This window comes from Pseudarthrobacter sp. RHLT3-21 (assembly GCF_059383495.1).
Genome location: NZ_JBWZCI010000007.1, coordinates 139,528 through 154,282, shown reverse-complemented (window position 1 = coordinate 154,282; position 14,755 = coordinate 139,528). Strand labels below are relative to the sequence as shown.

The 14,755-nt window shown below is 65.3% G+C and carries 14 protein-coding genes; 7 read left to right on the top strand and 7 right to left on the bottom strand.

All coding sequences use genetic code 11. The annotated features are described in order from the left end of the window. The first annotated feature begins 179 nt into the window (after window positions 1-179). Window positions 180-965, top strand: a complete 786-nt coding sequence (locus tag AC50YA_RS10255) for a DeoR/GlpR family DNA-binding transcription regulator (RefSeq protein WP_494982175.1) — start codon at window positions 180-182, stop codon at window positions 963-965. 19 nt (window positions 966-984) lie between these two features. Here AC50YA_RS10255 and AC50YA_RS10250 read toward each other — a convergent pair whose 3' ends face one another. Further along, window positions 985-2,004, bottom strand: coding sequence for a LacI family DNA-binding transcriptional regulator (locus AC50YA_RS10250; protein ID WP_494982174.1), 1,020 nt, complete (start codon window positions 2,002-2,004; stop codon window positions 985-987). 17 nt (window positions 2,005-2,021) lie between these two features. Further along, the gene (locus tag AC50YA_RS10245) at window positions 2,022-3,221 is read right to left on the bottom strand and encodes a Gfo/Idh/MocA family protein (protein WP_494982173.1); all 1,200 of its coding nucleotides are present in this window, start codon (window positions 3,219-3,221) and stop codon (window positions 2,022-2,024) included. 214 nt (window positions 3,222-3,435) lie between these two features. Between AC50YA_RS10245 and AC50YA_RS10240 the strand changes: the two genes are divergently transcribed. The 4 genes from AC50YA_RS10240 to AC50YA_RS10225 all read left to right on the top strand — a co-directional run bounded on the left by AC50YA_RS10240 (window position 3,436) and on the right by AC50YA_RS10225 (window position 9,002). Next, complete coding sequence (locus AC50YA_RS10240) at window positions 3,436-4,377, top strand: carbohydrate ABC transporter permease (protein WP_494982172.1); 942 nt, start codon at window positions 3,436-3,438, stop codon at window positions 4,375-4,377. A gap of 10 nt (window positions 4,378-4,387) precedes the next feature. Next, on the top strand, window positions 4,388-5,314 hold the full coding sequence (locus AC50YA_RS10235; protein ID WP_494982171.1) for a carbohydrate ABC transporter permease: 927 nt from the start codon (window positions 4,388-4,390) through the stop codon (window positions 5,312-5,314). Between the two features lie 47 nt (window positions 5,315-5,361). Continuing rightward, window positions 5,362-6,705 carry an ABC transporter substrate-binding protein gene (locus AC50YA_RS10230; protein WP_494982170.1) on the top strand — a complete coding sequence of 448 codons (1,344 nt, stop codon included), beginning with the start codon at window positions 5,362-5,364 and terminating at the stop codon, window positions 6,703-6,705. 92 nt (window positions 6,706-6,797) lie between these two features. Then, window positions 6,798-9,002, top strand: coding sequence for an alpha-galactosidase (locus AC50YA_RS10225; protein WP_494982169.1), 2,205 nt, complete (start codon window positions 6,798-6,800; stop codon window positions 9,000-9,002). Between the two features lie 428 nt (window positions 9,003-9,430). On the opposite strand, the gene AC50YA_RS10220 is transcribed toward AC50YA_RS10225, so the two are convergent. Next, window positions 9,431-9,880: a pyridoxamine 5'-phosphate oxidase family protein gene (locus AC50YA_RS10220; protein WP_494982248.1), complete on the bottom strand. Its 450-nt coding sequence runs from the start codon at window positions 9,878-9,880 to the stop codon at window positions 9,431-9,433. 318 nt (window positions 9,881-10,198) lie between these two features. Between AC50YA_RS10220 and aroQ the strand changes: the two genes are divergently transcribed. Continuing rightward, entirely contained in the window at window positions 10,199-10,678 is a 480-nt protein-coding gene (gene aroQ, locus AC50YA_RS10215; protein WP_494982168.1) for a type II 3-dehydroquinate dehydratase, read from the top strand. A 49-nt stretch (window positions 10,679-10,727) separates the two neighbouring features. Here aroQ and AC50YA_RS10210 read toward each other — a convergent pair whose 3' ends face one another. After that, the gene (locus AC50YA_RS10210) at window positions 10,728-11,912 is read right to left on the bottom strand and encodes a MarP family serine protease (RefSeq protein ID WP_494982167.1); all 1,185 of its coding nucleotides are present in this window, start codon (window positions 11,910-11,912) and stop codon (window positions 10,728-10,730) included. A gap of 264 nt (window positions 11,913-12,176) precedes the next feature. On the opposite strand from AC50YA_RS10210, the gene AC50YA_RS10205 reads away from it, so the two are divergent. Next, on the top strand, window positions 12,177-12,854 hold the full coding sequence (locus AC50YA_RS10205) for a Crp/Fnr family transcriptional regulator (protein ID WP_160674379.1): 678 nt from the start codon (window positions 12,177-12,179) through the stop codon (window positions 12,852-12,854). A 254-nt stretch (window positions 12,855-13,108) separates the two neighbouring features. Here AC50YA_RS10205 and AC50YA_RS10200 read toward each other — a convergent pair whose 3' ends face one another. The 3 genes from AC50YA_RS10200 to sp36 are packed head-to-tail and all read right to left on the bottom strand — an operon-like array spanning window position 13,109 to window position 14,753. Beyond that, window positions 13,109-14,020 carry an NUDIX hydrolase gene (locus AC50YA_RS10200; protein ID WP_494982166.1) on the bottom strand — a complete coding sequence of 304 codons (912 nt, stop codon included), beginning with the start codon at window positions 14,018-14,020 and terminating at the stop codon, window positions 13,109-13,111. Window positions 14,021-14,037: 17 nt separating this feature from the next. Further along, window positions 14,038-14,595: a RidA family protein gene (locus AC50YA_RS10195; RefSeq protein WP_494982165.1), complete on the bottom strand. Its 558-nt coding sequence runs from the start codon at window positions 14,593-14,595 to the stop codon at window positions 14,038-14,040. 2 nt (window positions 14,596-14,597) lie between these two features. Beyond that, entirely contained in the window at window positions 14,598-14,753 is a 156-nt protein-coding gene (gene sp36, locus AC50YA_RS10190) for a Sp36 family protein (protein WP_099093395.1), read from the bottom strand. Between the last annotated feature and the right edge of the window lie 2 nt (window positions 14,754-14,755).

The following is a 14,755-nucleotide window of genomic DNA, read 5'->3' as shown; positions in this document are numbered from 1 at the left end:
TCCCCACCGTCCCCCTAACCTCGCAAGCTCGGTCAGGGAACCCTGACGGCGTGGGCCCCCGCTGAGGACGCTTCCGCATAACTCCCACTCCTCGTCGACGGCGCTGCTCACCATCTTGGGCGGCGCCGTCGCCGTATGCTTGGTGCAGTTCTGTCCCCCGGCTTTAAGGATGGCTTTAGATGCTCCCCGCTGCACGTCATCAGGCAATCATGGACGCTGTGCAGCGTGAGCGGGTTGTTCGCGTGTCCGACTTGGCCCAGCAGCTGGGCGTTTCGCTGATGACGGTGCGGCGTGACATCGAACTGCTGGAGGACGGCGGCCGGCTGGAGCGGATACATGGCGGCGCCAAGGTCCCGGGCGATGTCAGTACGCACGAACCGGGCTTCGAGCTTAAGTCCACGCAGCTGACGGCGGAGAAGCGGGCCATCGCGTTGGAGGCGGCCGGGCTGGTGCATGAGGGCATGGCCGTCGGCCTCAGCGCCGGGACCACCACTTGGGCCCTTGCCAAGGAGCTGGTGAACGGTCCGCGGATCACGGTGGTCACTAATTCGGTGCGCATTGCGGACCTTTTCCATCACGCCGCGTCCGGCGGCTCTGCCCGCTTCGCCTCAACCGTGATCCTGATCGGCGGCGAGCGGACGCCGTCGGACGCTTTGGTGGGTCCCATCGCTACGGCGGCACTCAAGCAGCTGCACCTGGACGTCCTGTTCCTGGGCGTGCACGGCATGGACGCCGACGCCGGCTTCACCACACCCAACCTGCTGGAGGCCGAAACGGACCGGGCGTTCGTCGCCGCCGCCCGGAAAACCGTGGTCCTGGCCGATCACACCAAGTGGGGACTGCTGGGCATCAGCACCATCGCCCCATTGGACGCCGCCGATGAGGTCATCAGCGACGCCGGGCTGGGCCCCGAAGCCCAGCGCATCCTCGGCGAGCGTGTGGGCAAGATCCGGATCGCGGGCTAGCGAACCAACAGCCATTGGTTCAAGGACAGCCGCAGGACTGGCGGACGTGGAGCTTCGTGGGGAACATCCGGTGTTGGGGCGGAGCATTGCGCCGTGCACCGAGGATGCTTTCGACGGCGGCCTCGGCCATCTCCCGGACCGGCTGGTCCACGGTGGTCAGCGCCGGCCAGGTGTACTCCGCCTCGGCGGAGCCGTCGAAGGAGGTCAGTGCTATGTCCCCGGGCACCGAAACGCCCGCTTCATGGAGCGCGCGGAGGATGCCGACTGCCTGCATGTCCGAGCTCGCGAAAATCGCCGTGGGCCGGTTGGCGGAGGCCAGGAGCCGCTTCCCCGCTTCGTAGCCGCCGGACCGGGTGAAGTCGCTGCGCGCGATGGGCCCTTCGGGGAGGCCCGCCTCCTTCAGCGCCTTCAGCCAGCCCAGTTCACGGCCGTCGACGTCGTTGCCCACGTTGGTGCCCATGGCCAGCCCGATGTTGGTGTGCCCGTGCCCCACGAGGTGTTCCACGGCGATCTGCGCCCCGGCGGCGAGGTCCACACCGACGCTGCTGATACGCGGCGCCTCGCAGTCATTGTTGAGCAGGACCCAGGGGATGTCAGCCTTCTCCAGTTCTTCAAGGTCCGGCTGGAACAGGACGCTGGCCAGCAGCACGCCGTCCACCTGCCGCGCCGCCAGGTTCCGGACGTTCCGGCGCTCCTTTGCGAGGTTGCCGTCGGAGTTGGTCAGCAGCAGGGCGTAGCCCCGCTCGGCCGCGGCGTCCTCCACGGCATGCGCCAGAAGCGAGAAGAAAGGGTTCGAGTTGTCCGGCACAATGAGCCCCAGCGTCTCGCTTGATCCCAGTTTGAGGGCCCTGGCCGCTGCGTTGGGGCGGTAATCCAGGACGCGGATGGCGTCCTGGACCTTCGCTTCCGTGGCCGGTGCCACTTTCTTGGGGCCGCCGTTCACTACATAGCTGACGACGGCGGTGCTAACGCCCGCGTACCGGGCAACATCCTTGCGGGTTACCGGGCCGCGTGGGGCCTGCACTGTGGGAGTCGTCATGGTGTACATGCTAGCTATCAGATCCCCGGGGCGTCACCGAAGTCACGGATGGGCAGCCGCTCGCCGCCGCGGAGGGCGGACTGGTGCGCCACGATGCCGGGCAGCGTGAACCGGGCGGCAACCCAGGCGTTGACCGGCGGCAGCGTGCCGGCGTTGACTGCTGTCACGAAGTCATCCACCAGGAAGTGGTGGCTTCCCTCGTGGCCGTTCGGAGCACCGCGGAACTCCTCCGGAAGCCGATCAGCGTCATGTACCGGCGAGAGTCCGGAGACGAAGGCGTCCCTCAGTTCCGGCGCAACGTTGGCCAGTGACGGGTCATCGAGGGACATGCTGGGTCGGGTTTCAAACTGCTCGGAAATGTCGTGGACGTTTTCCTTGTCCTGCCAGACCGTGACATTTGCGAGCTGTTCAAAGCTGGCCTCCGTCCCGAAGAACCGGAACCGGGACTCCCTGATGTGTGAGGGGTAGCCCACGCGGCGCATCTCATTGGTGCGCATGACCCCGCCGTCGTTGAGTTCAAAAAGGGCGGTGGCGTTGGAGAAGTCGTTGCCGAACATGCTGACCTCCTTGTCGAAGACGCCGTCGTTGCGGTCATCCTTGACGCCGACGCAGCTGACGCTGACGGCATGGGCGGGGAGGGCACCGAGGACTCCCCCGACTGCGTGCGTCGGGTACAGCATCGGCGGGTAGCTGGCGGTTTCCTTCCAGCGGTCACCGCCGCTGTACTGGTAGGCCTCGTAGAAGCCCAGGTCCATGTCGTGGACGTAGTCTCCTTCGGTGTAGAAGATCCGCCCGAACCGGCCGGCCGCATGCTGCTTGCGCGCATAGACGGTGGCCGGGTTGTAGTAGCTGGTCTCCCCCATCATGTAGACCAAGCCGGTTTCCCGGACAGCGCTGATGATCCTGGCGATTTCATCCTCGGAAATGGCCATGGGGACGGCTGAATACACGTGCTTGCCGGCGCGGAGCGCCTGCTCTACCAGCGGTCCGTGCGTCCAGCGCTGGGTGAAGATAGCCACGGCGTCGACGTCGGAGGCGAGGAGTTCTTCGAAGCTCGCCTTCGACCCCGCCAGGTGGTACCGGTCCGCTGCTTCGGCCGCACGTTCCGCAAGCTCATCCACCACATAAACGGCACTGACGCCCGGGTGGAGATTGAAGAGGTGCGCGAACTGGCCGCCGAACTGGCCAACTCCTACTACCCCGATTGAAAACGTCATTGTTTGCCTTCCCTAAGGTGCTGTGTCGGACCGCCGGGCAAGCGCTGTCCTTCAGGATTGCCAGTCTTTCACTCGAATCTACTCGAGTCAATGGCCTAGCGACTGGATGAATCCCTCTAGAAATAAAAGAAAAAGGGGCACTTGCCACTCTCGATCTACTCGTGTAGATTTCTCAGCAGTTGTTATCCACATCACAGTCAGGAAAGGGTCGACGATGACCACCCTTGCCAAAAACGCGAGATCCGCCCCGCCCCAAACCGGAGCACCCAAGCCGCGCGGCGGTTACCGCCGGCTCGGCGACCTCAAGATCGCCCTGTTCTTCATCGCCCCGGCCATGATCGGGTTCATCTTCTTCTACGTTGTCCCAACCGTCCGCGGCGTGTACTTGAGCTTCACGGAGTACAACATCCTCGGAGACCCGACATGGGTGGGGATGGATAACTACACGGCCATCGCCAAGGACCCGCTGTTCTCGAATTCCCTGGCCGTCACGGGCCAGTACGTCCTCATCAACATCGTCCTCCAGACAGCCCTGGCACTGGGGCTGGCACTCCTGATGCACCAGGTCGCGAAATCCACGCTCATCCGCGGCGCCCTGCTCCTGCCCTACCTGATGTCAAACGTCATCGCGGCGCTGCTCTGGTTCTGGATGCTCGACTATCAGATCGGCGTGGTCAACCAGTTCATCGAATGGGCCGGACTCCCCCGCGTCGCGTTCTTCGGCAGCGAGGAATGGGCCATCCCCACCCAGGCCGTGATCAACACCTGGCGGCACATGGGCTACACCGCGCTGCTCATCTTCGCCGGCCTGCAGGCCATCCCCGGCAACATCTATGAGGTCGCAAAACTCGACGGCGCCTCAGCGTTCCAGACCTTCCGCAAGATCACCATTCCGTTGCTGCGCCCGGTCCTGGTACTGGTCCTCGTGGTGACCGTGATCGGATCCTTCCAGGTCTTCGACACCGTGGCCGTCACCACCCAGGGCGGACCGGTCAACGCCACCCGCGTGATCCAGTACTACATCTACCAGCGGGCCTTCACCGAGTCGGACTTCGGTTACGGATCCGCCATCGCCGTCATTCTCTTCCTCATCCTCGCCCTGGTGGCCTTCATCCAGATGAAGTTCCTCAAGGGCAACGAGTCGGACCTGGACTAAGGAGTCCCCCATGACATCCACCACCAGCCGCGCACCGCTGCAGGCCCCGGCCCGCCGCCGTCGTCCGTTCAACACCCGCCGCGCAGGTGCCTGGGCCCTCCTGGTCCTGGCCATCGCAGTCTCCGTCCTCCCGTTCCTCTGGGTGCTGCGGACGGCGCTGTCCACCAACGCGGCACTGGCCTCCAATTCGGCCAGCCTACTTCCCGCAGAGTTCACCTTTGGCGCCTTTATGCGGGTATTCGGGCTGCAGAGCCCCGCGGACGCCATCGCGGAGGGCGGTTCCGGCGCCACCATCGATTTCTGGCTGTACCTGAAGAACTCCATCATTTTCTCCTCCATCACCACTGCCGGGGCCGTGTTCTTCAGCGCAATGGCTGCTTACGCCTTTGCCCGGCTGCGCTGGAGGGGCCGGAACGCGGTGTTCAGCCTGTTCCTGGGCACCATGCTGGTCCCGCCGATCTTCACGGCACTGCCCAACTTCCTGCTGATCAAGAACCTGGACCTGCTCAACACGATGCTCGGCATGGTCCTGCCCTACGTCTTTATGACTCCGTTCGCCATCTTCTTCCTCCGCCAGTTCTTCCTGAACATGTCCCGCGAGGTCGAGGAGGCAGCCATGCTCGACGGCGCCAAGCACTTCCGCATCTTCTTCCAGATCGTGCTCCCAAACGCCGCAGCACCCATCGCCACCCTGGCGCTGCTGACCTTCATCGGCCAGTGGAACGAGTACTTCTGGCCCCTGCTCGTCGGTTCACAGGATGATGTTCGCGTCCTGCAGGTGGGCCTCGGCGTCTTCAAATCACAGGCACCCCAGGGCTCCCCGGACTGGTCCGGCCTGATGGCCGCAACCCTGGTTTCGGCCCTGCCTGTCCTGATCCTCTTCGCAGCTTTCGGCAAGAAGATCGTCAACTCCATCGGCTTCTCCGGCATCAAGTAATCACCACAAAACCACCACTCCCCAACTCCCAAACGGAAAGTAGAACCATGAAGAAATCCCTCGGCGCCGTCGCCGTCGCCGCAGTTATGGCACTGTCCCTGTCCGCCTGTGGCGGCGGCTCATCCTCCTCGGCAGAGTCAGCCAAGGGCGAGATCAACTACTGGCTGTGGGACGCGAACCAGCTGCCCGCCTACCAGCAGTGCGCAGACGACTTCCACAAGGCCAACCCGGACGTCTCGGTCAAGATCACCCAGCGCGGGTGGGACGACTACTGGAGCACGTTGACCAACGGCTTTGTTGGCGGCACCGCCCCTGACGTCTTCACCAACCACCTTGGACGCTACGGCGAGCTCGCCGAAAACAAGCAGCTGCTGGCCATCGACGACGCCGTCGAGAAGGACAACATTGACCTGTCCCAGTACAACGAGGGCCTCGCCGACCTCTGGGTTGGCCAGGACGGCAAGCGCTACGGCCTGCCGAAGGACTGGGACACCATCGGCCTGTTCTACAACGAGGCCATGCTCGCAAGCGGCGGCGTCACCGAGGACCAGATGAAGAACCTCACCTGGAACCCCCAGGACGGCGGCACTTACGAGCAGGTCATCGCCCACCTGACCGTTGACAAGAACGGCAAGCGCGGCGACGAGGCCGGCTTCGACAAGAACAACGTCGCTGTCTACGGCCTTGGCCTCAACGGCGGCGGCGACTCGTCAGGCCAGACGGAGTGGAGCTACCTCACCAACACCACCGGCTGGTCCCACACGGACAAGAACCCGTGGGGGACGCACTACAACTACGACGACCCCAAGTTCCAGGAAAGCATGGACTGGTTCGCCGGACTCGTGGAAAAGGGCTACATGCCCAAGCTGGAGACCACTGTCGGCGCCAGCATGGCCGACACCTTCGCGGCTGGTAAGTCCGCCATCAATGCCCACGGTTCGTGGATGACCGGCCAGTACACCGGCTACCAGGGCATCAAGGTGGGCATCGCCCCCACTCCGGTGGGCCCCGAAGGCAAGCGTGCCTCCATGTTCAACGGCCTGGCCGACTCGATCTGGGCCGGAACCAAAAAGAAGGACGCCTCGATCAAGTGGGTTGAGTACCTCGCCTCGGCCGATTGCCAGGACGTTGTAGCTTCGAAGGCCGTTGTCTTCCCCGCGCTGAAGGCTTCCTCTGACAAGGCCGCCGAAGCCTTCAAGGCCAAGGGTGTGGACGTTACCGCGTTCACTGAGCACGTCAAGAACAAGACGACCTTCCTGTACCCGATCACGGACAACACTGCCAAGGTCAAGGGCATCATGGAGCCCGCCATGGACGCAGTAGTGTCCGGCAAGGCCCCGGCCAGCTCCCTGACCCAGGCCAACGAACAGGTCAACGCCCTCTTCAAGTAGGCCACCGGCTTGACCGGCTGTGCGCCGCCGGCATGGTTCCCGCGGCGCACAGCCTCATTACTTTCTCCCACACCGCAAAAGGACAGCATCTTATGGACCCCCTCCACCTCCGTTCCGCCGGCACCAGTCTGGTGATGAGCTTCGACAGCGGGGAGGCCGAGGTCATCCACTGGGGCGCGGATCTTGGCAGGACCCTGCCGGACCTCGCCATCCTCGGCGAACCGATCCCCCATTCCGCCATCGACGCCAACGTGCCCGCCGGCCTCCTGCCGCAGGCCTCGTCCAGCTGGCGCGGCCGTCCCGCCCTCCGCGGCCACCGCTTCGCCGACGGCGTATCCGGCCTTGACTTCTCGGCCCGCCTGCGCATCGTGACAGCGAGCGCCGAAGGCAACTCCGCCATCATCGTCCAGGCCGATTCCGACGCCGGCCTCACCGTCTCGTCCGCACTGATACTGCACGACGGCGGCCTGCTGGAGCTGCGCCACACCCTCACCAACGACGGCGCCACGCCCTACCAGGTCGACGAGCTGGCCACCGTCCTCCCGGTGGCGCCCGACGCCGTCGAACTCCTTGACCTGACCGGGCGCTGGTGCCGGGAACGCCACCCGCAGCGCCGCCCCATCCAGCAGGGCACCTGGGTCCGCACCGGCCGGCACGGCCGCACCGGACACGACTCCTCGCTGCTCTTCGCCGCAGGCACCGCCGGGTTCGGCAACCGCCACGGGAAGGTCTGGGCGACGCACCTGGCCTGGAGCGGCAACCACGAACAGTTCGCGGACAGCATCGGCGACGGCCGCACCATGATCGGCGGCTCCGAGCTCCTGGGCCCGGCCGAGGTCATCCTCGCACCCGGCGCCAGCTACACCACGCCGGCGCTGTTCGCCGCGTACTCGGACCGTGGCCTGGACGGCATCAGCGAGGCGTTCTACAGCTGGTTCCGGTCCCGCCCCCACCATGTGCTCCCCGCAGCCGGTGCGGCTACCGCGCCCGGCAAGCCCCGTCCCGTGGTGCTCAACACTTGGGAAGCGGTCTACTTCGACCACAACCTGTCCACCCTGATCGAGCTGGCTGACTCCGCCGCCGAACTGGGCGTGGAGCGATTTGTGCTCGACGACGGCTGGTTCCGCGGACGCCGCGACGACCACGCCGGCCTGGGCGACTGGTACGTCGACGAATCACTCTGGCCCGACGGCCTCACGCCGCTGATCGATGCCGTAACCTCGCGCGGGATGGAATTCGGGCTCTGGGTGGAACCGGAAATGGTCAACCTGGACTCCGACATTGTCCGCGCGCACCCCGAATGGATTGTTGGTCCTTCCGTCCAGAGCTACAAGGACGGCGGCCGCCTGCCGATTGAATGGCGGAACCAGCATGTGATCGACCTGGTGAACCCTGACGCGTGGCAGTACATTTTCGACCGCGTCGACGCCCTGCTGCGCGAGAACAACATCAGCTACCTCAAGTGGGACCAGAACCGGGACCAGCTGGAGCACGGCCACGCCGGCCGCTCCTCGGTCCACGAACAGACCCTGGCCGCCTACCGGCTCTTTGACGAACTTAAGAAGTCCCATCCCGGCGTCGAAATAGAAAGCTGCTCCTCCGGCGGCGCCCGGGTTGACCTGGGCATCCTGGAACGCACCGACCGCATTTGGGCCTCAGACTGCAACGACGCCCTGGAACGGCAGACCATCCAGCGCTGGACCGGGCTGGTGGTCCCACCGGAACTGGTGGGCGGCCACGTCGGCCCCACCACCTCGCACACCACGGCCCGCACGCACGATCTGTCCTTCCGCGCCATCACAGCGCTGTTCGGCCACTTCGGCATGGAGTGGGATGTCCGCGGGGTCCAGGGCGCCGAGGGCGAGGAACTCAAACGCTTCATCGCCCTCTACAAGGAGCACCGCGGCCTGATCCACTCCGGACGCATGGTGCGTGCGGACGTCCCCGGCGATTCCCTGATGCTGCACGGCGTGGTGGCTTCCGGCGTCGGTCCGGCAGGCTCTGCACCAGGCACGACGGCGGCGCTGTTCGCCCTGGTCAGCACCGGCACCGCGTTTGCGGAACAGACCGGCCGGATCACCATCCCAGGCCTGGACGCGGACCGGGACTACCGGGTGGAAGCCATCTTCCCGGCGCCCGGAGACGCCGACTACGCCCACACGTTCACCCAGGTCCAGCCCCCGGCCTGGCTGGGAGACGGGGCCGTTGCCGGTGGCCGCTTCCTGGCCGAAGTGGGCCTGCCGATGCCCATCCTCAACCCGGAACACGCCCTGGTCCTGAGGTTCACGGCGCTGTAGGGTCCCTACCCCGCTGACCCGCGCTAAGGACGAGGCCGGCCGGCTGACTTCTGGCTTCGATTCCGACCTTGCAGTGGCTTGTCTTACGCCGGGTAGTCCGGCGGGCCTCCTGGTGGATCCCTGTCAACGCTGGTGCTTGGGCTGCTGGCATCCTCTGGACATTCGCGCCGTCTCCGTTCATTGACGAGAACACAGCACTTCCTGCCCTGTTGGCGTCATATTTAGTGGCCGGCATGCTCATGGCGGTCACTGTGGGTGCCCTGACTGGCTTCGCTGCGCGGCACGTAGTGGAATCCACTCACTACTCGCCAGCACAGGGCACTGATGCCGGCAAATCCATCCAACAGCGACCGACCCCCTGAACGGCGCTCAGCCTGTAGTCAGCAGGCCGGCCCCACCGAACTCGCCCCGACTCCCGCCCCGGAACCTCAGGGCTCCCGTGGTGACCACCATCGTGCGGACGGGTTGATGGCAAACTGGCGTCCAGTAATTTCCGTCGGCGTAATGCGGAACAGCTGATCCTTAGCCCCCGGCTCCCAGGGAGACAGGCTCTGATCCACCTTGTCCTGATCAAGTTCGTTGTCCGGGACAGCTTCAGGACGGCCTTTCACCACGACGCTCCACGCAATGGTTCCGTAGGGGTTGAGGCCGTCAGCCTCCAGTGCGACCGCTCCCCCTTCCAGCAAAGCGTCCAGTTTGGTTCCCGGACCTGTTCGGAAAAACAGTGATCCATCCTCCGGCAGGTAGTTCACGGGAAAGATTTCAGGTCCGTTGGTGCCAATTACCGCCAGTCGGCCGACTGAAGCGGACCGAAGGGATCTCCAGCACGCATGTGTTCCAAGAACCTTTGATGCTGATGCTTCTTCGAAGATGTTCATGTGCCGAGCATACATACGTGATGGATCAAGGCAGAGCACGCCCCCTTTAGCGCGCGGACTCGGGTGAGCGGCGACAGCGGACAGCCGGAAGTAGCGAGCGCCCGCCAGCGAATGGCCCTCTTGGCAGCGCGGCCGGCCCACCAGCTGTGCGAAAAGTAAGTGTCGTCCGTGGAACGTCAACGTCGTCGCCTAGGGTTCCTTTGCGACGAATTCTGCACCATCATTCACCTGCCACAGTCCACGGCCCCCCGGAAATCCGGCCAAGTGGAATCGCCTGGGCCGAATGATGGTGCAGAATCCGGCAGGTAGATTGGATCCATGACTGACGTTTCCTCCCCTGACTCCGCATCTGCCTCCGCTGCCGGACGCGGCACCATCCTCGTGATCAACGGCCCCAACCTCAACCTGCTGGGCACCCGTGAACCGGAGAAGTACGGTACCTCCACCCTCGCGGACGTGGAGCAGTTGGCAGCCACCGCGGCCCAGGCCCACGGTTTCAACGTGGAATGCGTCCAGTCCAACCATGAGGGCGTGCTCCTGGACGTCATCCACGCCGCCCGCGGCACCGCCGTCGGGATTGTGCTGAACGCCGGCGCCTTCACCCACACCTCCGTGGCCCTGCGTGACGCCCTGGCAGCGGTGCAGCTGCCCGCCGTCGAGGTCCACATCACCAACGTGCACCAGCGTGAGGAATTCAGGCACCACTCGTTCCTGTCCCCTGTGTGCGCCGCGGTGATCGTGGGCGCCGGGGTCTTCGGCTACAAGCTCGCCATCGACTACCTCGCCGAAACGCTGTAGCCGGGCGTCGAGTGGGTCGGGGCTGTCCCGGCGGCTCAGGCCGCCCTGGCTACTTCTGGATGCACTGCCCGGAGGAGACGGGAGCGCTGAAGCCGGCGGCCTGGGACGCGACCGGGAACAGGTCATCCATGGTAATGGCGAACCCCACCTCGGTGTCCGACGTTGCCTTGGCGAAAATGACGCCCGCCACCAGGCCCTCCATGGTCAGCAGCGGCCCGCCCGAGTTCCCGGGCTGGACGTCGCCGGCCAGGCGGTAGATCTCCTCGGGGGCCGGGTTGTCGCCGTAGATATCGGGCACCAGGACCGAGGTGATGTCCTGGACAGTGGCCGGGTTGGACTTGAACGGACCTCCGTGGGGGTACCCGGCGAACGCGGCCGGGCTGCCGTTCGGGAGGTCGGACGTCAGCGTGAGCGGTTCGGACGGTAACCCGTCAACGGCCAGCACCGCGAGGTCGTGCCTGGTGTCGAAGTACACCACCCGCCCGGGCATCGCGCCGCCGTCGGGAATTTCAACCACAGGCTGCGACACGCCCGCCACAACATGGGCATTGGTCACAACGCGGCCCGGGGAAACCACAAAGCCGGTGCCGGTCTGGTTCTGGCCGCACTGGTAGGCGGTTCCGGCAATTTTCAGGACTGACTGCGCGGCCCGGTTCAGCGCAGGCGTATCGGTGCTGGCATTGGGCACCGCCACTTGCGTCCCCTGATCCAGGCCTTCAAGCAGGGTCGGGATTCCGTTGCCGATCACCGTGGACCGCAGCTGCGCCATGGTGGTCTTCAACGGGACGGGCGTCAGCCCATCGATGTACCGGATGACTTTGGACTCGGCCAGTTGCTGGGACACAAACGGAACGCCCAGCGCACTGACGCTGAAAGCCAGCATGGACAGGACAAGCGCCGAGACCACCACATTGACGGCCCCGCCCACCAGCCGGTCCACGGCACGCAGCGGCTTGATCCGCACGGCGCCGCGGATTTTGCGCCCGATCATGGTCCCGAGGCCGTGGCCCAAGGCCATCAGTACGACGGCGGCGGCCACGATGGCGGTCAGCCTCCAGCCGGAGTCATCCACGAAGCCGCTGACCAGCGGAACGGCAAAGAATGCGGCCACGGCGCCCGCGGCAAAGCCGGCGATACCGCCGAGGGTTACCAGGAAGCCGTTGCGCAGGCCATAGATCAGGTAAGACAGCAGGGCCAGGATCAGCGCCAGGTCCAGAACGGTCAAGCCAAACACTGACGCTCCTCTAGTACGGTTGAGACCCAATTCTAGTGGCGCAGGCTGACATTGTTCTGTGGGCGCCAGCCCGCCGCCCGTTCGCGCCAGGTCCGTGCCGGGCTCGGTCATGAAAATCACACCCCAGGCGCGGCCCGGCAGCGGATCGTGCCCGCATTAAACGCTGTCAGCGGCGTTTCCGCTGCCAAGTACGTCACAGAACCTTGAAAATTCTGAAACAATGGCAAAAGCGCCACAGCCGACACTTTTTATTCAGGAGATTTCATGGACATCGAGGTACTGCGCCGAGCACCCCTATTCGCCACGCTCGACGACGAAGCATTCCGACTGCTGACGGACGAGCTGACCGAGGTGGACCTCTCCCGCGGTGCATCGGTATTCCGCGAGGGCGACCAGGGCGACCAGCTCTACTTCATCGTCTCCGGCAAGGTGAAGCTGGGACGCACGTCCCCTGATGGCAGGGAGTCCCTGCTCGCCATCCTGGGCCCGGGTGAACTGTTCGGCGAAATGGCGCTCTTTGACCCCAGCCCCCGCACGGCCACGGCCACGGCCGTTTCCGAAACCCGTCTTGCGGGCCTGAAGAACGAGAGCCTCAACGCCCTGCTGCGGACGCGCCCCGAGGTTTCGTCACAGCTGCTGCAGGCCCTGGCCCGTCGCCTGCGCCGCACCAACGATTCGCTCTCGGACCTGGTGTTCTCCGACGTCCCCGGCCGCGTGGCCAAGGCACTGCTGGACCTGGCCGACCGCTTCGGCCGCCCGGCAACGGACGGTGTCCTCGTGGCCCACGAGCTGACCCAGGAAGAGCTGGCCCAGCTGGTAGGCGCTTCACGTGAGACGGTCAACAAGGCCCTGGCAGAGTTCGTCCAGCGCGGCTGGCTCCGCCTCGAAGCCCGCGCCGTAGTGATCCTGGACATGCAGCGCCTCCGCCAGCGCTCCCGCTAGTCCCAGTTGCGTCCGGCCCGAGGCCGGCATCCTCCGCGTGCTGCTCCTTCGTCGCTCTGACGCACGCTTCCGGATGCCGGCCTCGGGCCTTTTGCGTTGGGGCAGCGGACTGGGTGACGGGCACGAGCTGAGCGGCGGTCTTTCGCGTAGGAGCGCATCGCGGCGCATCGGGAACCGGAGGTCGCCCAGCGACCGAAGGTTTCCCTATGCAACGTGTCTAAGCGACGGCGAAAGGCCGTTGCACAGCGGACGGACTAGCGTTCGCGCTGGGGGTCTCCGGCTACGGTTTTGGCGGCCTCGACTTCGAGCATAAGCGCGCCTTCTTCTTCGACGAGCCGCGCCTGATACACGTGGGGTTTGCGCTTGTAGCTGAGGTAGGCGATGCAGCCGTTCGCTACGGCCATCTTCTCCAGCATGATCTCCGAACCCGGCACCAGGAGCTGGCCAAGGGTGAGGCCCACGGTGTTCTCCTGGCCCACTTCATCACCCAAGGCAGTGGTGATGCGGGCAGCGATGGCCTGGGTGGCGCACACCCAGCGGCCCCAGACGCCCTTGCTCCCCAGCAGGCTGGGCTGCTGGTTCATGGGGACGGTGGCGGCGAAATAGCGGGTGTCGAACCGGCGGTGCGCGAAGTCCGGGCTGCGCCAGTTGACGAGCGGCTTCAGCAGGTCGGTCCGCAGCGAGATTCCCCGCTTGGCGAGCATCTCCGTGAACGTCTTCTCCTGGTCGGCAACGGCCACGCGCGCACGCATCCAGTCGTGCGTTGACGTGCCTTCAACCGTGGTGGACATGTCCGGCCCGGCCAGCAGCACGCCGGTTTCCTCAAACAGTTCGCGGATGGCGCCCACCACGTGGCGGCGCGCCAGCCCGACGTCGTCCGTCCCCATCTGCTCAGCCCAATGCTGGGGTGAGGGGCCCAGCCAGCCGACGGCGTCGTCGTCGGACGCCTCCAGTGAGCCGCCGGGGAAGGCGAGGACGCCCAACGGCGAGGAGCCGGGCCGGTAACCCAGCCACGTCTCCAGGCCGGTGGGAGAGTCGCGCAGAAGCACAACTGACGATGCGTAGCGGGCGGCACGCGGGGTCCGCTCGCCGTGTTCGAGCCAGCTTTGGGCAGCCCCTTCAAGATCCGGAGGAAGGGCAAACAAGCGTCGGGCGAGCTGAGGCAATTGAGTGAACCGGGTCCTTAGCTGAATTCAGCGATCAGTTCGACCTCTACGGGAGAATCGAGCGGAAGAACAGACACGCCGACGGCAGAGCGGGCGTGCCGTCCTGCGTCACCAAAGACCTGGCCGAGGAGCTCGGACGCACCGTTGATGACGCCGGGCTGTCCGGTGAAGGCCGGATCGGAGGACACGAAGCCCACCACCTTGACGATGCGGGTGATGCGGTCCAGATCGCCGATGACGCTCTTGATGGCCGCCAGCGCGTTGATGGCGCAGACAGCGGCGTAGGCCTTGGCGTCCTCCGGGGACACGGTGGGCTCGTCGGAGGCCCCTTCTGTGCCGGTGGAGACCTTGCCGGTTGCTTCGAGTTTGCCGTTAATAAACGGCAGCTGGCCCGAGGTGTAAACATGGCTGCCGGTGATGACGGCCGGCACGTAGGCGGCGACGGGAGCAGCCACCTCGGGAAGGGTCAGTCCCAGCTCGGCGAGGCGCTGCTCGACGGCGGAAACCGGCGCTGACTCAGACGCGTTTCCCGGCGTGGATACACGGCCGGACGTGGTCTCTGCGGGGGTGCTCATTGCTACTGCTTCTCCCTCTTGAGGTAGGCAACCAGGCCGTTGCCGTCAGGTCCGGTGATGACCTGGACGAGCTCCCAGCCGTCCTCTCCCCACTGATCCAGGATCTGCTTGGTGGCGTGAATAATGAGCGGAATCGTGGCGTACTCCCATTTGGTCATGA